The sequence below is a fragment of the Ruegeria sp. HKCCD6157 genome (assembly GCF_013110685.1).
GTDB lineage: Bacteria > Pseudomonadota > Alphaproteobacteria > Rhodobacterales > Rhodobacteraceae > Ruegeria.
Map to the genome: position 1 here is coordinate 1 of NZ_WVRB01000002.1, position 17,596 is coordinate 17,596.

Below are 17,596 nucleotides of genomic sequence, written 5' to 3' on the forward strand. Positions count from 1 at the left end.
TCCCGCCAAGCTCGACGTGCAAAGAGTGGAGAGGCGTGCGCTTCGGTGTGGTCATGATCCGGTCAACTTCCGATTATCCAAAGGTCAAAATGCATAACCGTCAGTCTGCCCCAAGCCGCATAGAATGCAATGATTCCACCCGGTTTCTAGTGAAACACCGATCCGAAGATGAGGCGGTATACAGACGCATGCATCATGAATGTTCCTATAGGAAACTTTTTTCCGTTAGGCAACAACCCTCGTTTCCATCGCGTGAAATCCCCGGCGCCCGGCCGGGTGCCGGGGCAACGATTTCACCGCCGATGCACCACCTTCCTCGGGATTTTTCGTTGCAAAGTGGCGTTTAGACAGAGAGGGACCGTACGGCACGCACCAGAGTTTCCAGCCCAGCAATCAAATCGACCTCTGCCGTATCTTCTGCAAAATCATGGCTGATTCCGTCGATCGAGGGCGTGAACAACATCGCGACCGGCATCAGGCGAGACACGTTGGTGGCATCGTGCAAGGCCCCCGAGGGCATTCTGCGCCACCGACCCGGTGCGACCTGTTCCGCACCGCGTTCTAGAGCGCGGCGCAAGGTCGGATCCATGGCAACGGGATCCAGCCCCAGCATGGGGCCGTAATCCAAGCTCATCCCCAGTTGCTCAGCGGTTTCTTGTGCTGTCGCTCGAATGATCTTCTCCATCCGGGCCAAACGGTCTGCATCGGCATCGCGCCATTGCATCGAGAACCGAACCCGCCCCGGCACGATGGACGAAGCGTTTGGATGCAGGTTGACCCGCCCGATGGTCCAGACCGTCTGCGGCGTGACGACATTGCGGAACCTCTCATTGAGCCGGGTGTTGAACAGGGACAGGGCCTGAAATGCGTCGCGGCGCAGGTGCATGGGGGTGGTGCCGGCGTGGTTCTGCTGACCTTCGAAGGTGATCGACATATCGCGGATGCCAACGATATCGGTGACAACTCCGATCTGGTCTCCGGACGCGTCCAGAGAGGGGCCCTGTTCGATATGCATCTCTATGAAGCCATCGAAACGGGACGGGTCCACGAAGCCCTGGGACAAGTCTGCCATGGAGGATCGGGCCTGGCCAAAGCTGACGCCCGCCCCATCGGTCAACACATCGGCTTTTTCCAGAGACAACCCGCCCGACCAGACAGCAGAACCTGTGGTCACGCCAAAACGCCCCTCTTCGTCCTGAAAGCTGACAACTGAAATGGGACGGTCGACGGAACGTGCGACTTCCAGCGCGGCGATGACGCCAAGGGCGCCGTCCAGCCAGCCGCCTTCGGGCTGACTGTCGGAATGTGATCCCATCAGCAGCGAAGGACCGGACGCCAATCCGAACAGGTTTCCCACCGGGTCAAACTGCGGGGTCAGGCCCGCTTCGCGCATACGTCCGGCAAGCCACTGGCGCGCAGCGATATCCGCGTCGGAATAGGCAGGGCGGACAACCCCCTTGCGCACACCCGCGGCGCCGAATTCACGCAACTTATGCAGGTCGGTCAGAAAACGCGTGTGATCGACGGTCATGAACCCCTCCGAAGGTTTGTACGGGGCGAACCATAGCCAGAAACAGTAAAGGAGCGAGGTTTTTTTCGACAGGCGTGAAACCCCTCTGGCACCGGAGGGGAACCTGCCCTAAGACTTCGGCGCAAGAGGGACCGACATGTCACATATCACATTGGTGCGCCACGGGCAGGCAAACACAACGGCGCGGGACGAGGCAAGCTATGACAGGCTCAGCGACTTGGGGCATCAGCAGGCGCGCTGGCTGGGGGCGCATCTGCGTGACACCCGCAGCCACTATGCCCGGGTCTATTGCGGCACTCTGACCCGCCATGCCGAGACAGCGGACAGCATGGGATTGCACGATCCAATCCGTGACGCGCGACTGAACGAGATCGAGTATTTCACGCTGGCGCAACTGTTCGAGGACCAACACGGCGTCGCTATCCCCACCGACCGCGAAGGTTTCGTCGAACACCTGCCCAGAACATTTGCGGCCTGGGCCAATGGCGAAATCAAGAACGCACCGGAAACCTTCGAAGAATTCGAGACGCGCGTGCGCGACGCGCTGCACGAGATCGGGACCGAGGGCGGACCGGCAATCGTCGTGACCTCGGGCGGGTTGATTTCGATGGTGGTGCGGCAGGCGATGGGGTTGGATATCCCGTCAATGGCACGGGTGGCCCTTGCCATCATGAACACGTCGATGCATCGTCTGCATCCGATTGGCGCTCAGCTGAGCCCGGTTCTTTTCAATGCCGTTCCGCATCTGGAAGCCCCTGATCGGCAGTTCGCACAGACCCACCTGTAACCAGATCGGAGACGCCTGATGCAGCTCTACTATGCACCCCGAACCATCTCGGTCGCTGTCGCGATCGCACTGGAAGAGGCCGGGCTGGAATACGAAGCGATCAAGCTCGACTTCGCCGGGGGCGAACAGACGAAACCAGCTTACAGGCAAATAAACCCCAAAGGCCGCGTTCCGGCGCTGGTGGCAGATGGCGGCATCCTGACTGAAACCGGAGCCCTGCTGGAATTCGTTGCAGCCAAGGTACCCGAGGCCGGGCTGGTGCCGGCCGATCCGGTGATGGCTGCCCGGATGCGCGAAGTGATGTTCTACCTTGCCTCGACCATGCATGTGAACCACGCGCACAAGCTGCGCGGGCACCGCTGGGCCGACAAGAAATCCAGCTGGAAAGACATGAAAGACAAGGTCGCGCAGACGATGACCGCGTCCTGCGATTATATTTCGTCGAACGGCCTGCGTGGTCCATTTGTGCTGGGCGAGGCGTTCTCGCTGGCCGATGCCTATCTGCATGTGGTGTGCAGCTGGCTGGAAGGCGATGGCGTGGACGTTTCGGCCTTTCCCAAAATCGTCGCCTTCCGTGAGGCGATGGAGGCACGCCCTTCGGTTCAGGCAGTGCGTGCTGCCGGAATGCTCTGACAAAAGGAAATAAGATGACACATCTCTGGGTCCGGGCAGAACAGCGCCCGAACGAAGAACGGGTTGGGCTGACGCCGGAAGGTGCCGCCGCGCTGATCGCGGCCGGCATCCGCGTGACGGTCGAGGAAAGCCATGCCCGTGCCATTCCACTGGACGGCTACAAGGACGCAGGCTGCGAGATCGCGCCCGAGAATTCCTGGCCCGAGGCCCCGCTGGACGCGATCATCTTTGGCCTCAAGGAACTGCCCGAAGACGGTACACCCCTGCCGCATCGCCACATCATGTTCGGCCATGCCTTCAAGGGCCAGCATTCGGGCCGGGCTCTGCTGGAACGGTTCAAGGCGGGCGGCGGCACGCTTTATGATCTGGAATACCTCGTGGATGAAAACGGACGCCGGGTCGCGGCATTCGGCTATTGGGCAGGCTACGCGGGCGCGGCGGTGACGCTCAAGACCTGGGCGGCGCAGCAACGGGGCGGGATCTGCGGCCCCGTCGGCGTCTATCCCGGCAAGGACGCGCTGAACGCCGAACTTCTGGCAGAATTGGACGCCACCGGCGCGCCCCGCCCCCGCGCCATCGTCATCGGAGCTTTGGGCCGTGTGGGCACCGGTGCCGCAGACCTGTGTGAGGCAATGGGCGTCGCAGTCACCAAATGGGACATGGCCGAGACAGCCAGCGGCGGACCGTTCCCCGAAATCCTTGACCATGATCTGTTCCTGAACTGCATCTTCGCGCGCCCCGGCACTCCGGTCTTTGTCCCGCGCGAGGCGTTGACCGCCCCGCGCAAGCTGACCGCCATCGGCGATGTGGCCTGCGACCCCGACAGCGACTACAACCCGGTGCCCGTCTATGACCGCGCCACCACATGGGAAGAACCCGCCCTGCGCGTGGCCACCGACCCGGTGATGGACGTGATGGCGATCGACAACCTGCCGTCGATGCTGCCGGTCGAAAGCTCGGAAGACTATGCCGCGCAACTGCTGCCGTCCTTGCTGACTCTGGCCGATCTGGACAGCGGTGTCTGGGGTCGGGCAGAAGCAACTTACAAAACGCATATTGAAGGACTCTGAACGATGACCATTCATTGGTGTGGCACCGGCCTCTCGGCCATTCCCGGCCTGCGCCGCCTGATCGAAGGCGGCCACAAGGTCACCGTGTGGAACCGGACCGTCGACAAGGCCAGGGCCGAGGTCGGAGACCTGACCGACGACATCCGCGCCTTCGACATCGACGCGCTTGGCGTCGTACTGGAGAAGGGCGATGTAATCGTCTCGATGCTGCCGGGCGACTGGCATGTGCCGCTGGCGGAACTGGCGATTTCGAAACAGGCCAATTTCGTCTCGTCCTCGTATATCGCGCCCGAGATGCGCGCGCTGGATGACAAGGCGCGCGAGGCCGGTGTCGCACTGGTCAACGAGGTCGGGTTGGACCCGGGCATCGATCACCTGATGGCACATGCCCTGATCGACGACTACCGCGGCTCCGATGCGTTCGACCCGGAAAACCACCTGAGCTTCATTTCCTATTGCGGCGGCATTCCCAAGAACCCCAACCCGTTCCGCTATAAATTCAGCTGGTCGCCGCTGGGCGTGTTGAAGGCGCTGCGGTCGCCGTCGAAATCGATCCGCGATTACGCGCCGCTGGACGTTGCCCGCCCCTGGGATGCGATCAGCAGCTATATCGCCCCGCTGCCGACACCGGAAAGCTTCGAGGTCTACCCGAACCGCGATTCGATCCCCTTCATGGCGCAGTACCATTTCGAGGATCACTGGCCGGTCAAGGAATTCGTCCGCGGCACCCTGCGTCTGAACGGCTGGGCCGACGCGTGGTCGAATGTTTTCACCGAGATCGAAACCCTGTCCGGCCCGGAAGGGGATGCGCGTCTGAAAGAGATGTCGGACCAGTTCTGGGAGGAAAACGCCTATGACGAAGGCGAGCCTGATCGTGTTGTGTTGTGCGTGGGATTGAAAGCCGAGAAAGACGGCGTCGAAGTCTGGCACAAGACCTATGTCATGGACGCCTGGGGCGACGAACGTGGCACGGCGATGGCGCGTCTGGTGTCGATTCCGGTCTCACTTGCGGTCGAGGCCGTATTGAACCGCGCCATCCCGGCCGGTGTTCACGCGGCCCCCAGCGATCCCAAGCTGGTGCAGGGATGGATGGGTGAAATCGACAAGCTGGCCCAGCATCTGCAAATCGTCGATCACACGGCCTGAATGCAAAAAAGCCATTCCAGACTGTCTGGAATGGCTTTCATTTTTGTACTTTACGCATATTGTCCTCGTTCGGGTTTCCCTCACCCGGCCTTCAGATATACCGCTGGATGGTATCTTCGATATCACTGCGGTTGATGCCCAGCTCGGACAACTGATGATCGGTCAAAGCATTCAGATGCTGGGCTGCGCGGACAATATCAGGGCTGATCGAACGGATCCGCATGGCACGATCGAACAGCAAAAGCGCGCTGGCGGCCGGAGCCGGTTGATTGGTGGGCGGTACGACGTCGAACATTCTGGTAACCTCACTGACAGGCTTTTGGGGATGGGTTTCAGTGCACGTTGAATGCTTGATCACTGCCGGTATGGCTTGTTGTGATACACACTTTCATATGCGCGTCTTTTGATCTGATCCCGCTGGATGCCGATGTCGGCCAGTTGTACGTCATCAAGCTTTTCCAGATCCCGCACGGTTTTCGAAAAAATTCTGCGGCGGAAATGCTCGACCTTTGCTTCTGCATAGTTTGAAAACAGACCGTCAAGCAGACCACCCCGGCCTTCGAATGTTTGTGTATGTGACATGTCTTTCTCCTCCTGAACTCAATGTCTTTGTCTTCCTGACATCAAATTTGGGAAGGCTGCCTTAACGTTGCCAAACCGGTTCATTAAGGTTTGTTAAGACTGTATTGGAGGGAAAGTTCGGGCTGGACCGGCGCGTTGATTGCAGATTTCGATCCAGGCCCGCGACATGTCCTTTCAGTGGCGGATCAAGATAACGCGAATATCGATCCGTCGCAGAAACCGCCCCTTTGCAGGCAAGTCACATCAGATCGTTTTCGACGTCCTCGGCTGATATCCCCAGCGCGTCCAGACCGTTCTCAAGGTGGTCTGACATGTGCGGAGTGCCGATCAGATAGTCAGCGCAGGGGGTCGAGGCCTCGGCCTTGGCAGTGGCAATCGCTTCGGCCAGATCCTCGGGGAAAAAGCTTTCGCGGCCGATCCACATGATGGCAACCAGTTCGGCTTGCTCGTCTTCGCTCATACGTTCGATGAAGGCGCGCATTTCACCTTCTGCCCGGTTCAGCTCGCGCCCCATCATGGCAATCTGAGCGACCTTTCTTGCCGATATTTCCAACATGCATCAGCTCCTCGTGTTCGCGGTTGTCGTGCCATCACAATCACCGAACACCAGCCGCGTCTTTGATCTTACGCAAACAACGGCCCTAGTTCCGCGCACGCGAAATCGGCTGGTCCGGTACCGGTTGCCTGCGAAACGGGCGAAAGGTCGCTTTTTTCAGCCACAGCCTGAACGCCTGCCAGACGATCAGTGCAAAGGTTCGCCGGGCGCCGAATGGCCGCCGCAGCAAGGACCACAGGATCACGCGGTTGGTCAGGGGGTGCCGCGGGCCGGTCAGTGTCGCGATCAGCCCGCCATCAGCGCGGCCGTAATCAATCCAGACACCGACCCGATCCGCGCGATAGTCGAAGCGGAACGTATAGCTGCCTTCGATTTTCTGAAACGGTGAAACATGCATCAGCTTGTCCGCCACCACCCTGTCAGTCGGTTCGATGACCGAGAAATCGGGCTTGTGACACAGGTAACTGTGCCGGGTGCCATAGGTATTGGTGACCTCGGCCACCACGGCATAAAGGTGATCGCTGTCGTCAAAACAGAACCAAAAACTGACGGGATTGAAAACGTGCCCCAAAACGCGCGGTTGCGTCAGCAACTTGAAACGCGCCGGTTGTTGCACCGACATTTCATCAAATCGAACGCGGAGCCATTGGGCCCCTTCCCCATGACCCGGCTCTCCCCCATAATCGCTGGTGCGCCAGTTCGTGACATTCGCGCGATCAACCGAAAACAGCAAAGGGGTGTCCAGCTCTTCTTCCGGGTCCAGCAGGATGTAATCCACCGAGTATCGGAATGCGTTTTCAATCGCACCCTTGCGCCCGTGATAGGTATGACCCGCGATATGGTCTATTTTCTGCGTCATCCGCTGCTTTCTGGCCTTCCCGTAAATGCCTTGAACTACACTGATTTCGTTCAGATGCTGGTAATTCCGATACGGCAATTTGCACAATTTGGATCATAATGTCCCGATAAAGTGATCCGGCTTGGGGAACGCGCCGTAATGAGGTTATGTTTACCGAGATCGATACCGTGACCTTGGACGAACCTGCGGCTGAACCGGCCGCCCTTCAGCCTCGGCGCGAAAAGAAACGCATCAAGGGTAGACGGGTGAACGGAAGTAACGGCAGGCGCGAGACCAGAACCGAATGGGTGGATCACGTCAGGCGCATCCGCGACGCGCAGGATCAGGCGGCATTTGCCGAGCTGTTCCAGCACTTCGCGCCACGAATCAAGGCGTTCCTGATGAAGTCAGGATCAGACGCCACGATGGCCGAGGAGTGTGCGCAGGAGGTGATGGCGACCTTGTGGCACAAAGCCCATCTGTTCGACCCGACGCGGGCAACAGTGGCTACTTGGGTATTCACGATTGCTCGGAACAAGCGCATTGACGTTCTGCGAAAGCAACGCCGCCCCGAACCCGAAGAATTGTGGTGGGGTCCCGAGGCCGAGCCTGAGCAGGACGATGTTATCGCGCTACAACAAGAAACCGCGCAGCTTCGCACCGCTTTGACAGCGTTGCCAGACGCGCAGAGAGAGCTGATCGAAAAGGCGTATTTCGGTGATCTGAGTCATCGGGAAATTGCGTCTCAGACCGGGTTGCCCCTGGGAACGATCAAATCACGAATCAGGCTGGCGCTGGACCGCTTGCGTCATGCGATGAACAGAGATGAGTACGATGAGTAAATCGATCAAACATCACCTGACAGATGACCTGCTGATGGCATATGCCGCAGGCAGTCTGCCCGAGGCATTCGACCTGATGGTCGCGACGCATCTGTCGCTGTGTGACCATTGCCGTGCGCGGGCGGAAAGTTACGACGCCGTGGGTGGGCATGTTCTGGAGGAACAGACTGAATCCATCGCCATGAGTGACAAATCTCTGGCCGCGACTATGGCATTGATCTCCAAAGGTGCGCCAGCAGCTAAACCGGCGCGTCCGAACTGCTCGGTATTGCCGGCCCCGTTGCAGGATTATGTCGGCGGTACGGTTTCAGATATCCGATGGAAACCGATCGGCATGGGTGTGAAACAGGCCATTCTTCCGACCACAAGCGAGGCCTCGGCCCGGTTGCTGTTCATTCCAGCCGGAACGGCGGTACCAGATCATAGCCACAACGGTATAGAATTGACGATGGTGCTTCAGGGCGCATTCTCGGACGAAGTGGATCGCTTCGCCCGTGGCGACGTCGAGATCGCGGACGAGGATTTGGAACACACGCCTGTGGCGGACATTTCGGAAGATTGCATTTGTCTGGCGGTTACGGATGCACCGTTGAAATTCACCAAGTTGATGCCACGCCTGTTCCAACCCTTCCTGCGCATCTGAATTTGCCCGCGAGGGCCGCGTACGGCGTGTTTTGAAAGGAATGATTATGTTCGCAAGACTTGCTGTGTGCGTGCTTCTCGTTGCAATCGCGCCCGTCGCATCGGCCCAAATGTCGGCCGAGGTTCAGTTTCAGCCCGGCAATTTTGGCACCATGGTCAGCGGAACCATCTCAGGAGATGAGTACTTCAACTATTCGCTGGGCGCCAAAGCCGGACAGGAGATGTTTGCCGATCTTCAGGTCAGCGACACCAATGGTAACGGCGTGATCTATTTCAACATCCTGCCGCCGGGCAGCGACGGTGTGGCGATCTATAACGGGTCGATTGACGGCAATACGGCCCGGATCACCTTGCCCGACGATGGAGACTATACGATCCGCGTCTATCTGATGGGCAATGACAGGGATACCGGAAAAACCGTGGGGTACAACCTGGATCTGTCCATCCAGTAGATTTCAACCTTCGTGTCGAGCAAGGGGTACAACGCCGTTTTCGGCCTTGGTCTCGATTTCTTCAAAGTCGAAATTGTCCAAACGCTGCGCACGTCGGCCAGCCTTTTCGGCGCTGATCTTGATTTCCGAGATATCCTTGGCCGCCTGCCCGAAATGACGGTCCAGGTTCGAGACGCGATCACCCAGGCGGTCCACATCCTTGTGCAGCAACCCCAACTCTTTGCGGATCGCTCCGGCCTGTTCGCGCATACGCGCGTCTTTCAGGATAGCCCGCATGGTATTCAACGTGGCCATGCACGTCGTCGGGGACACGATCCAGACCCGCGCGGCGAACCCTTCACGCACGACGTCGGGCAGACGCGCGTGCAGCTCGGCGTAAATCGCCTCGGAAGGTACGAACATCAAGGCGCCGTCCGCAGTTTCCCCGTCCAGGATGTACTTTTCGGAAATCGCCTTGATATGCACTTTCACCGCAGCGCCGAAGGCCCGCAGGCATCTCTCGACATCCGCCTTCGTCTGCGCAGCGGCCAGCGCCTCGAAATCCTCCAACGGGAACTTTGCGTCGATCACGATCGGTCCCGGCGGGTTCGGCAAGTGAATCAGGCAATCCGCCCGCCTGCCGTTCGACAACGTGGCCTGCAACGAATAACTGTCAGCGGGCAGCGCCTTGGACACGATATCGTTCAGCTGGATTTCACCGAACATCCCGCGCCTTTGCTTGTTTGACAGGATATCCTGCAAAGACAGCACATCGCCTGACAGTTTGGTGATATTGTCCTGCGCCTTGTCGATGGCGGCCAGACGTTCCTGCAATTGGGTCAGCGAGGTCGCAGTCTGTTTCGACGAGCCATGCAACGTCTCTTTCATCCGTTCCTGCATCTCGGCCAGCGCACGCGCCGATTTCATCGCATTATCCGCCAGCCGGTCATTCATCTGTTGCTGGACCGAAGCCAAACGCGCCTCGACCGTCTGAATCACCTGCATCTGCGCGTTGGCCTGAGTGTCCGAGACATGCTGAAGACCGCCGCGCAACTGTTCCTGCCCCTGGCCCAGTTGCTGAACATGCTGACCCAGATGCGCCATCTGCCGCGCCAAAGGTTCCGCCATCCGGGCCGAGCGGTTGGCCGCCCGCAACGACAGGAACAGCAGCAGCAGAATCAACGCCACCACGCCACCCCCGACCAGTATGACAGGGTCATTAAATGCATATTGGGTGCCTGCAATCTCGATCATCACAACTCGCGTGTTCTTGTTTTATTCTTCATAGCCCCGCCGGGCCGCAGGATCAACTGCGCCCGAACAGGCGTTCGATGTCGCTGAGTTTCAGTTCCACATAGGTGGGCCGCCCATGGTTGCATTGGCCGGAATGCGGTGTCGCCTCCATCTCGCGCAGCAGGGCGTTCATTTCCTCGGCGCGCATCCGACGACCGGATCGGATCGACCCATGGCAGGCCACCCGGCTGAGGATCGCCTCGATCCTTGCCTGCACCATCTGGCTTTCACCCTGATCGGCAAGTTCATCCAGGATGTCGAGGATCATGGCGCGTGCATCGACTTCACCCAGAATGGCGGGGGTTTCGCGTACGGCAATGGCGCTTCCGCCGAAGGGCTCGATGGTCAGGCCAAGGCGCGTCAAGTCATCTGCGACGGCCATCAGGCGGGCGCAATCCCCGTCGGACAATTCCACGATTTCCGGAATCAGCAGGGCCTGTGCCGCGACGCCATTCTCGGCCATCTGCGTTTTCAGCTTTTCATAAACCAGCCGTTCATGTGCAGCATGTTGATCTACGATCACCATGCCATCGGCGGTCTGGGCAATGATGTAATTCTCGTGCACCTGTCCGCGGGCTGCACCAAGCGGCAGATCCTGCGCCTGAGGCTGCTCCTGCACCTCGGCGACCTGCGCAACCGGGGTCGGCTCGACAATGCTGCCGCTGTAGTCGTTGGCCAGCTCGGCAAAACCCGGAGCCTGCGCGCGATACGCCGCCGTGCGCGCGGTAGGTGACGGGCGATCCATCTGGTAAACCCGCGCCGGAGCAGGCTGTGCGGGTTCCGGCCGCATCGCGCCCAGCGTCGCATTCGCCACGGTTGAGGATGCCCTGTGCCCGGCTTCCGCCAATGCATGGCGCAGACTGGACACGATCAGCCCCCGCGCGACACCGGGATCCCGGAACCGAACCTCGGATTTCGCGGGGTGGACGTTCACGTCAACCAGTGTGGGGTCGCAGTCGATGAACAGAGCTGCCGCCGGGTGGCGGTCGCGGCTCAGGAAATCGAAATAGGCCGCCCGCAGCGCACCGGTCAGCATCTTGTCGCGCACGGGGCGTCCATTGACGAAAAGATACTGTGCCACGGCAGCCCCCCGCGAGTAGGTCGGCAGGGCGGCATAGCCGTAAAGCCGGATACCGTCACGCAAGGCATCAATCTGCAAAGCGTTTTCTGCGAATTCGCGCCCGATAACGCGGGCCAGTCGGGCGTGGAGTGCATCAAACAGATCTCCGTTCTCGCGATCCGCGCGGAAGGTCACGCGACCCTCTCCGCCGCCGGATACATCCCGCAGGGCGAATGTCACGGAAGGTTCGGCCATGGCCAGCCGTTTCACTATGTCGGTGATCGCCTGCCCCTCGGCCCGGTCCGTGCGCATGAATTTCAGGCGGGCCGGTGTGGCGTAGAACAGATCGCGCAGCTCGACCACAGTCCCCGCGCGCAGGGCGGCGGGTTTGACCGCATCCATCTTGCCACCCGCGACGTGCACCTGCGCCGCATCCGCGCCGGGAACGCGGCTGGTGATGGTCAGACGCCCGACGGCACCCAAGGATGGCAGCGCCTCGCCCCGAAAGCCGAAAGTGTGGATGTTCAGCAGGTCCGAACCGTCAATCTTTGACGTGGCATGGCGGGACAGGGCCAGCGGCAGATCGTCCGCCGCGATACCGCAGCCATCATCCGTGACCCGGATCAGGGTCTTGCCGCCATCCGCGATATCGATGGCGATCCGCGTGGCCCCGGCATCGATTGCATTCTCGACCAGTTCCTTGACCGCCGAGGCCGGTCGTTCCACCACCTCACCTGCCGCGATGCGGTTGATTGCGGCATCGTCGAGCTGCCTAATTACGGGGCGTTTTTCGCCGATATTGGGGTTTGCCTGCGCCATACCCCTACACCTAGCACAGTCGCGCACGATTCTGCCACCGGTTTGAAGCGCAGATTTCAAAGAGAGGGGGCGCCCGGGTATCCGCGAACGAGAACTCATTCAGGATCACCCGGACGTGCCAAGTGAGTGGTGTGTTTCAGCTAATTAATGAGACCGCATGTATCACGCACCTGTCGGAAAATCTGCTTAAGATTCTCGCGCTCAGTTTCTTGGCAGAGATTGGCCGATGACGTGTGGGCATGTGTGGCGGGAAAATGCCTGATCAGGCAGATATGCGCGCGCCGATCCTGCCCCGGCAGGGTCCGAACATCGCGGCCGCCGCAAGAATCAGGCCTGACATCGTGGCGATCATACCCGCCGCGCTGACGGCATCCGCGCCGCCCAGCCACAGCGGCCCATAACCTGCCAGCACATAGCCCGACACCGCCGAGGCAATGGCGAACACAACGCTCCAGGCAATCTGCGCTTCCAGCCGGTTGGTCAGCATCCGCGCCGCGGCGGGCGGGCAGATGAACATGGCGATCACGATGATCGAGCCCACCGCGTCAAAGGCCGCCACCGCCGCAATTGCCGCGGTGATGACCAGTGCCATGCCCAGAACGCCGGTGCGAATGCCAATGGTCCGGGCAAAGCCTTCGTCGAAGGTAGAGATCTTCAGCGGCCGCCAGAACAGCCAGGTGAACAAAGACACACCGACCAGTGTCAGCGCAATGCGGGGCAATTCCGGGGGCAACCCGTACAGCGCCTCTGCGTCCAGCAAGGACGACCATCCGGTGGCGTCCAGCCAGATCAGGCTTTCGAGATTGCCGTAAAGCGCATGTTCCACATCCAGATGCACCGTCGACGTATCCGTCTGCTCGAGCAGCAGGACGCCCGCGGCGAACATGGTGGTAAAGACCACGCCCATGGCGGCCCCTGGTTCGATCTGACCCAATCGGCGAATGGCTTCGATCAGCACCACGGCCACAACGGCAGCGCCCGCCGCGCCCAGCATCATCGGCCAGGTCGATATCGCCCCTGTGATCAGAAACGCCACGACGATTCCCGGCAGCACCACATGGCTTATCGCGTCTCCGATCAATGCCTGTTTGCGCAAAACCAGAAAATTGCCGGGCAACGCGCAGGCGATGGCCGCGAACGTGCCGATCAGCAACGGTGTCAGAGACAGGGGAACAAATTCTTCACCACTCATACCGGCACCCCCATTGGCCCGCCGATGCGGCGGTCTATCTCAGCGATCTGGTCGCGGGTCAGGACGGTTTCGATGTCCCGCAACCCGTCATAGAGCGCGGCTGTTGCCTCATGTGCCTGATCCGCGCGCACGATTTCCCAGCGCTTTTCGTCCCGCAACGCCTTGGCCGCGCGGGCTTTGCCGATGTCGGTCGCAACGCCGTCCGCGCGCACCAGCCCAGCGCGGCGCAGCAAGCGCAGGGTCAGGGGCTCGTAGATCTTTTGCCCCTGCGCCAAGGCCAAAAGACCCTGACGAATATGCACCCGACGTTGAAAGCGCAAATGGCGCAGCACCGCCGCCAGAACGCCACGTATCGGCGCCAGAAACAAAGACACGACAAAGAATGCAAAGCTGACCAGAACGATGATCGGCCCCGTCGGAAGGTTCGGCGCCGAGGCCGAAATGGCAGCGCCAATGTACCCCGCCAACCCGCCGGCCAATCCCGCAAGCAGAACCACATGGTCCGAGCGTTCGGACCAGAACCGCGCGGTCACGGCGGGAATGATCAGCAAAGCCACGATCAGAATCAGACCCACGATTTTCAGGCCGACCACGGTCACGGCCATGACCAAACCCATCATGGCCAGATCGATCCTGTGCACCGGCAACCCGCGGGCTGCGGCATATTCAGGATCGAAGGCCACAAGAATCATCGGGCGACGAATGATCATGACCAGCAGCAGCGTCGCAGCGCCGCCGACCGCAATGATCATCGCATCAGCCCAGAGCATCCCGGCAGTGGACCCCAAAAGGAAGCCTTCCAGCCCGGCCTGACGGCCTACGCCCATCGTCTGTATGACCGTCAGCAACACGATGCCAAAGCCGAAGAAGACCGACAGGACCGCTCCGATCGCGGCATCTTCGGCCAAACGCGTGTGACGCGTCAGCCAGTTCATGCAAAGAAGCCCGATCCAGGCCGAGATGGCCGATCCTGCCAACAGGCCCAGCAGGTTGCGCCCGTCTCCTCCGAGCGCGACCAACACCATGAAAGCCAGACAGACGCCCGGCAGGGTTGCGTGGCTGATTGCGTCACTGACCAAGGCGCGCTTGCGCAGAAACAGAAACGTCCCCGTCACACCGGCTGAAACACCCAGCAAGGTTGCACCTATAGCAACCAGCGTGGCGTTGTAGCCAAGTTGCAGGGTCAGAGCATCCCAAAGCATGCGTTACCCCAGCGCACGCGATATCTGATCGATCTGCGCGGTTGCCAGTCGACCGCCATATGCTGATTGCAAGGTTTCCGCCGTGAAGGCCTCGGCCACTGGTCCTTCGGCCACCTTGCGGGTGTTGATCAGGAAGACATGGTCGAAATAATCGGTCACGGTCGCAAGGTCGTGATGCACCACGACAACCGTCTTGCCCGCCTCTTTCAGGGATTTCAGCACCGAGATGATGGCTTTCTCGGTGGCGGCATCGACGCCTGCAAAAGGTTCGTCCAGAAGATACAGATCCGCGCCCTGCGCCAGCGCGCGCGCCAGAAAGACACGTTGTTGCTGCCCGCCGGACAGCTGCCCGATCTGGCGATCCGCGAAATCCCGCATTCCGACACGGTGCAAACAATCCATCGCGCACGCCTTGTGGCGGGCACGCACACGGCCCAGCAAGCCAAGTTCGCGCGACAGGCCCATCAGAACCACGTCGATGACACGCGTTGGAAAATCCCAATCCACGCTGGCACGCTGAGGAACATAGGCAATGCGCGCGCGCTGCGTGTCCAATGGCTGGCCAAACACGGTCACTTGACCTGACAGAGGGGAAACGATGCCAAGCGCCGCCTTGAGCAATGTGGATTTCCCGGCCCCGTTCGGTCCGATGATCGCGGTCATCGCCCCGGGCTGTACGGTCATGTCGACTGAAAACACCGCAGGTTTCTGCCCGTATGAAACCGTCAGGCCGCGCAGGGCAAGGGGGCTGTCGGCCAACCCCGTGTCACCGACGGTCACGCCTTCATTGCTGATCAGGCCCAGCATCGATCAAAACCCCGCCGACAGTTTTCCGTCCATGCCACGATCTGGCACATCGCCACCCAAAGCACTGGCAATGACCGTGATGTTATGGTCCAGCATGCCAAGATAGGTGCCTTCATAGGTTCCTTCTTCACCCATGGCGTCCGAGAACAACTCGCCCCCCACGTGCACCTCATGTCCCTTGGCGGCCGCGCCCTCGATCAGCGCGCGGATTGACCGATCCGAGACCGAGCTTTCGACGAAAACAGCCGTGATCTTGCGGTCAACCAGCAGATCGACCAATTCGCCTATCCGGTTCAGGCCCGCCTCGGACTGGGTCGAGATGCCCTGAATTCCCAGAACCTCGAACCCGAAGCTTTCACCAAAATACCCAAAGGCATCATGGGCGGTGACAAGAACCTTGTTGTTGTCCGGAACGGACGCCAGAACTTGATCTGCATAGGCTGTCAGGCGATCGATATCTGCCAGGTGTGCCTGCGCATTCGCTGCAAAAACTTCGGCCGCTTCAGGACGCACCTCGGTAAGGGCTGCCTGCACTTCAAGCACCACGTCGCGCCACAATTCGGGCGTCATCCAAACATGCGGATCATATTTGTCGGCGTAATCGTCATGCGCGCGCAGCTTCGACGTGTCGATACCTTCGGCAACTGCAACCACGGTCCGCTTGCGTTCAAGGTCATGGAAGAAATCTTCCATCTGCGCTTCGAGGTACAAACCATGCCACAGGATCAGGTCGGCCCGCGTCATCGCAACGATATCGCTGCGGGTCTGACGATAGGCATGCGGGTCGACGCCCGGCCCCATCAGCCCCTTGACGTCCACCTGATCACCACCGACCTGACGGGCCGCGTCAGCAATCATGCCCGTCGTGGCCACAACCTTGAGGGGTGCATCGGCCCAGGCCGCGACCGGCAGGGAAAAGGCCAGCGCCAATACCGCAAGAAAATTCCGGCGAATCATCTTCTACCTCAGTTTTTGCATCTCATTCGAACTGAATATGAGAACCATTCGCAAGTAAGTCAACGCTAATGCGAATTATTCGCAAGAAAGCGATTACATTTTGTCCATTTGGTCAAAAATTATCCAAACATTGCCCGCCTGCATCTTCCATTCCCCGGTCTCCCGTGCGATTTTGTCGCAAACCTCCCAAAGGACGTGACAATGGATACGCAGAGCTCAGAAAGCCCCGTGCGCACCGCGCATCTGCCGCAAGTGACCGAAGCCCGGAATCCCGGCATGGATCTGGACCTGGACTGGGTACGCGCCTTGCAGGCCAACACCTCGGCCATCGAGCGCCGGGCCGCGACCCTGCCCGGGCGCCGGTCGGTGAAAAAGGAACATCAGGCCGCCTGGCTGCTGAAGGCGATCACCATGATCGACCTGACCACGCTGTCGGGCGATGACACCGAGGGCCGCGTGCGCCGCCTGTGCTCCAAGGCCCGCCAGCCCGTGTCGCCCGCCCTGCTGAAAGCGCTGGACATGCCGCCGATCACCACCGGCGCGGTCTGCGTCTATCACGACATGATCGAAACGGCGGTGGATGCGCTGACAGGAACCGGCATTCCGGTCGCGGCCGTGTCCACCGGCTTTCCGGCGGGCCTGTCGCCCTTTCACCTGCGCGTGGCCGAGATCGAAGAAAGCGTGAAGGCCGGGGCCGAGGAAATCGACATCGTGATCTCGCGCCGCCATGTGCTGAAAGGTGACTGGCAGGCTCTCTATGACGAGATGAAGGCGTTCCGCGCAGCCTGCGGCGAGGCGCATGTAAAGGCCATCCTCGCCACGGGTGAGCTGGGCAGCCTGCGCAACGTGGCGCGTGCCTCGCTGGTCTGCATGATGGCGGGGGCGGATTTCATCAAGACCTCGACCGGCAAGGAAAGCGTCAACGCCACCCTGCCCGTGTCGCTGGTGATGATCCGCGCGATCCGTGATTATTACGACCGCACCGGCCATCGCGTGGGCTACAAGCCCGCGGGCGGGATTTCCAAGGCCAAGGACGCGCTGGTCTACCTGTCGCTGATCAAGGACGAGCTGGGCGACCGCTGGCTGCAACCCGACCTGTTCCGGTTCGGCGCTTCGTCCCTGCTGGGCGATATCGAGCGGCAGTTGGAACATTTCGTCACCGGGGCATACTCGGCCGGCTACCGGCACCCGATGGGCTGAGGACAGGA

At 60.4% G+C, this 17,596-nt stretch carries 19 protein-coding genes; 8 read left to right on the forward strand and 11 right to left on the reverse strand.

What is annotated here, in order from left to right; all coding sequences use genetic code 11:
- Positions 1 to 343 precede the first annotated feature (343 nt).
- Positions 344 to 1,531 (reverse strand): Zn-dependent hydrolase, encoded by a 1,188-nt coding sequence (locus GS612_RS10060; protein ID WP_171640030.1) that lies wholly within the window; start codon positions 1,529 to 1,531, stop codon positions 344 to 346.
- Positions 1,532 to 1,667: 136 nt separating this feature from the next.
- Here GS612_RS10060 and GS612_RS10065 point away from each other — a divergent pair, with 136 nt between their 5' ends.
- The 4 genes from GS612_RS10065 to GS612_RS10080 are packed head-to-tail and all read left to right on the forward strand — an operon-like array spanning position 1,668 to position 5,167.
- Entirely contained in the window at positions 1,668 to 2,318 is a 651-nt protein-coding gene (locus GS612_RS10065) for a histidine phosphatase family protein (RefSeq protein WP_171229895.1), read from the forward strand.
- Between the two features lie 18 nt (positions 2,319 to 2,336).
- Positions 2,337 to 2,951 carry a glutathione S-transferase family protein gene (locus GS612_RS10070; protein WP_171640032.1) on the forward strand — a complete coding sequence of 205 codons (615 nt, stop codon included), beginning with the start codon at positions 2,337 to 2,339 and terminating at the stop codon, positions 2,949 to 2,951.
- A 14-nt stretch (positions 2,952 to 2,965) separates the two neighbouring features.
- Positions 2,966 to 4,021 carry a saccharopine dehydrogenase gene (locus tag GS612_RS10075; RefSeq protein ID WP_171640034.1) on the forward strand — a complete coding sequence of 352 codons (1,056 nt, stop codon included), beginning with the start codon at positions 2,966 to 2,968 and terminating at the stop codon, positions 4,019 to 4,021.
- Between the two features lie 3 nt (positions 4,022 to 4,024).
- The gene (locus tag GS612_RS10080; protein WP_171640036.1) at positions 4,025 to 5,167 is read left to right on the forward strand and encodes a saccharopine dehydrogenase family protein; all 1,143 of its coding nucleotides are present in this window, start codon (positions 4,025 to 4,027) and stop codon (positions 5,165 to 5,167) included.
- Positions 5,168 to 5,258: 91 nt separating this feature from the next.
- Here GS612_RS10080 and GS612_RS10085 read toward each other — a convergent pair whose 3' ends face one another.
- The 4 genes from GS612_RS10085 to GS612_RS10100 form a co-directional block, all read right to left on the reverse strand.
- Positions 5,259 to 5,462 (reverse strand): DUF1127 domain-containing protein, encoded by a 204-nt coding sequence (locus tag GS612_RS10085; RefSeq protein ID WP_152459347.1) that lies wholly within the window; start codon positions 5,460 to 5,462, stop codon positions 5,259 to 5,261.
- A gap of 59 nt (positions 5,463 to 5,521) precedes the next feature.
- Positions 5,522 to 5,749: a DUF1127 domain-containing protein gene (locus GS612_RS10090; protein ID WP_152459348.1), complete on the reverse strand. Its 228-nt coding sequence runs from the start codon at positions 5,747 to 5,749 to the stop codon at positions 5,522 to 5,524.
- Positions 5,750 to 5,987: 238 nt separating this feature from the next.
- A complete protein-coding gene (locus tag GS612_RS10095) occupies positions 5,988 to 6,305 on the reverse strand; it encodes a DUF3775 domain-containing protein (protein WP_152459349.1) in 318 nt (105 codons plus the stop codon).
- 85 nt (positions 6,306 to 6,390) lie between these two features.
- On the reverse strand, positions 6,391 to 7,164 hold the full coding sequence (locus tag GS612_RS10100) for a DUF1365 domain-containing protein (protein WP_171640038.1): 774 nt from the start codon (positions 7,162 to 7,164) through the stop codon (positions 6,391 to 6,393).
- 146 nt (positions 7,165 to 7,310) lie between these two features.
- On the opposite strand from GS612_RS10100, the gene GS612_RS10105 reads away from it, so the two are divergent.
- The 3 genes from GS612_RS10105 to GS612_RS10115 are packed head-to-tail and all read left to right on the forward strand — an operon-like array spanning position 7,311 to position 9,079.
- Positions 7,311 to 7,985, forward strand: coding sequence for a sigma-70 family RNA polymerase sigma factor (locus tag GS612_RS10105; protein WP_171640040.1), 675 nt, complete (start codon positions 7,311 to 7,313; stop codon positions 7,983 to 7,985).
- Positions 7,978 to 8,628 (forward strand): ChrR family anti-sigma-E factor, encoded by a 651-nt coding sequence (locus GS612_RS10110; protein WP_152459352.1) that lies wholly within the window; start codon positions 7,978 to 7,980, stop codon positions 8,626 to 8,628. The genes GS612_RS10105 and GS612_RS10110 overlap by 8 nt, the downstream gene beginning before the upstream one ends.
- Before the next feature lie 46 nt (positions 8,629 to 8,674).
- Entirely contained in the window at positions 8,675 to 9,079 is a 405-nt protein-coding gene (locus GS612_RS10115; protein WP_171640042.1) for a hypothetical protein, read from the forward strand.
- 3 nt (positions 9,080 to 9,082) lie between these two features.
- On the opposite strand, the gene GS612_RS10120 is transcribed toward GS612_RS10115, so the two are convergent.
- From GS612_RS10120 to GS612_RS10145, 6 genes are all read right to left on the reverse strand, one after another.
- Positions 9,083 to 10,312, reverse strand: coding sequence for a DNA recombination protein RmuC (locus GS612_RS10120; protein WP_171640044.1), 1,230 nt, complete (start codon positions 10,310 to 10,312; stop codon positions 9,083 to 9,085).
- A gap of 52 nt (positions 10,313 to 10,364) precedes the next feature.
- Positions 10,365 to 12,230, reverse strand: coding sequence for a DNA mismatch repair endonuclease MutL (gene mutL / locus GS612_RS10125; RefSeq protein ID WP_171640046.1), 1,866 nt, complete (start codon positions 12,228 to 12,230; stop codon positions 10,365 to 10,367).
- Between the two features lie 262 nt (positions 12,231 to 12,492).
- Entirely contained in the window at positions 12,493 to 13,422 is a 930-nt protein-coding gene (locus GS612_RS10130) for a metal ABC transporter permease (protein WP_171640049.1), read from the reverse strand.
- Positions 13,419 to 14,624, reverse strand: coding sequence for a metal ABC transporter permease (locus GS612_RS10135; protein WP_170346667.1), 1,206 nt, complete (start codon positions 14,622 to 14,624; stop codon positions 13,419 to 13,421). Before GS612_RS10135 ends, GS612_RS10130 begins: the two co-directional genes overlap by 4 nt.
- Positions 14,625 to 14,627: 3 nt before the next feature.
- On the reverse strand, positions 14,628 to 15,431 hold the full coding sequence (locus tag GS612_RS10140; protein ID WP_171640051.1) for a metal ABC transporter ATP-binding protein: 804 nt from the start codon (positions 15,429 to 15,431) through the stop codon (positions 14,628 to 14,630).
- 3 nt (positions 15,432 to 15,434) lie between these two features.
- Positions 15,435 to 16,388: a metal ABC transporter solute-binding protein, Zn/Mn family gene (locus GS612_RS10145; protein WP_171229906.1), complete on the reverse strand. Its 954-nt coding sequence runs from the start codon at positions 16,386 to 16,388 to the stop codon at positions 15,435 to 15,437.
- 201 nt (positions 16,389 to 16,589) lie between these two features.
- Between GS612_RS10145 and deoC the strand changes: the two genes are divergently transcribed.
- Positions 16,590 to 17,588, forward strand: coding sequence for a deoxyribose-phosphate aldolase (gene deoC, locus GS612_RS10150; protein ID WP_171640053.1), 999 nt, complete (start codon positions 16,590 to 16,592; stop codon positions 17,586 to 17,588).
- The last annotated feature ends 8 nt before the right edge of the window (positions 17,589 to 17,596 follow it).

What these genes read in the sequence shown, in the direction of transcription:
- GS612_RS10140 (WP_171640051.1), bottom strand. Translation starts at nt 15,431, where the DNA reads ATGCTGGGCCTGATCAGCAATGAAGGCGTGACCGTCGGTGACACGGGG.
- GS612_RS10100 (WP_171640038.1), bottom strand. Translation starts at nt 7,164, where the DNA reads ATGACGCAGAAAATAGACCATATCGCGGGTCATACCTATCACGGGCGC.
- GS612_RS10095 (WP_152459349.1), bottom strand. Translation starts at nt 6,305, where the DNA reads ATGTTGGAAATATCGGCAAGAAAGGTCGCTCAGATTGCCATGATGGGG.
- deoC (WP_171640053.1), top strand. Translation starts at nt 16,590, where the DNA reads ATGGATACGCAGAGCTCAGAAAGCCCCGTGCGCACCGCGCATCTGCCG.
- mutL (WP_171640046.1), bottom strand. Translation starts at nt 12,230, where the DNA reads ATGGCGCAGGCAAACCCCAATATCGGCGAAAAACGCCCCGTAATTAGG.
- GS612_RS10070 (WP_171640032.1), top strand. Translation starts at nt 2,337, where the DNA reads ATGCAGCTCTACTATGCACCCCGAACCATCTCGGTCGCTGTCGCGATC.
- GS612_RS10080 (WP_171640036.1), top strand. Translation starts at nt 4,025, where the DNA reads ATGACCATTCATTGGTGTGGCACCGGCCTCTCGGCCATTCCCGGCCTG.
- GS612_RS10110 (WP_152459352.1), top strand. Translation starts at nt 7,978, where the DNA reads ATGAGTAAATCGATCAAACATCACCTGACAGATGACCTGCTGATGGCA.
- GS612_RS10075 (WP_171640034.1), top strand. Translation starts at nt 2,966, where the DNA reads ATGACACATCTCTGGGTCCGGGCAGAACAGCGCCCGAACGAAGAACGG.
- GS612_RS10065 (WP_171229895.1), top strand. Translation starts at nt 1,668, where the DNA reads ATGTCACATATCACATTGGTGCGCCACGGGCAGGCAAACACAACGGCG.
- GS612_RS10115 (WP_171640042.1), top strand. Translation starts at nt 8,675, where the DNA reads ATGTTCGCAAGACTTGCTGTGTGCGTGCTTCTCGTTGCAATCGCGCCC.
- GS612_RS10130 (WP_171640049.1), bottom strand. Translation starts at nt 13,422, where the DNA reads ATGAGTGGTGAAGAATTTGTTCCCCTGTCTCTGACACCGTTGCTGATC.
- GS612_RS10060 (WP_171640030.1), bottom strand. Translation starts at nt 1,531, where the DNA reads ATGACCGTCGATCACACGCGTTTTCTGACCGACCTGCATAAGTTGCGT.
- GS612_RS10120 (WP_171640044.1), bottom strand. Translation starts at nt 10,312, where the DNA reads ATGATCGAGATTGCAGGCACCCAATATGCATTTAATGACCCTGTCATA.
- GS612_RS10145 (WP_171229906.1), bottom strand. Translation starts at nt 16,388, where the DNA reads ATGATTCGCCGGAATTTTCTTGCGGTATTGGCGCTGGCCTTTTCCCTG.
- GS612_RS10090 (WP_152459348.1), bottom strand. Translation starts at nt 5,749, where the DNA reads ATGTCACATACACAAACATTCGAAGGCCGGGGTGGTCTGCTTGACGGT.
- GS612_RS10105 (WP_171640040.1), top strand. Translation starts at nt 7,311, where the DNA reads ATGTTTACCGAGATCGATACCGTGACCTTGGACGAACCTGCGGCTGAA.
- GS612_RS10085 (WP_152459347.1), bottom strand. Translation starts at nt 5,462, where the DNA reads ATGTTCGACGTCGTACCGCCCACCAATCAACCGGCTCCGGCCGCCAGC.
- GS612_RS10135 (WP_170346667.1), bottom strand. Translation starts at nt 14,624, where the DNA reads ATGCTTTGGGATGCTCTGACCCTGCAACTTGGCTACAACGCCACGCTG.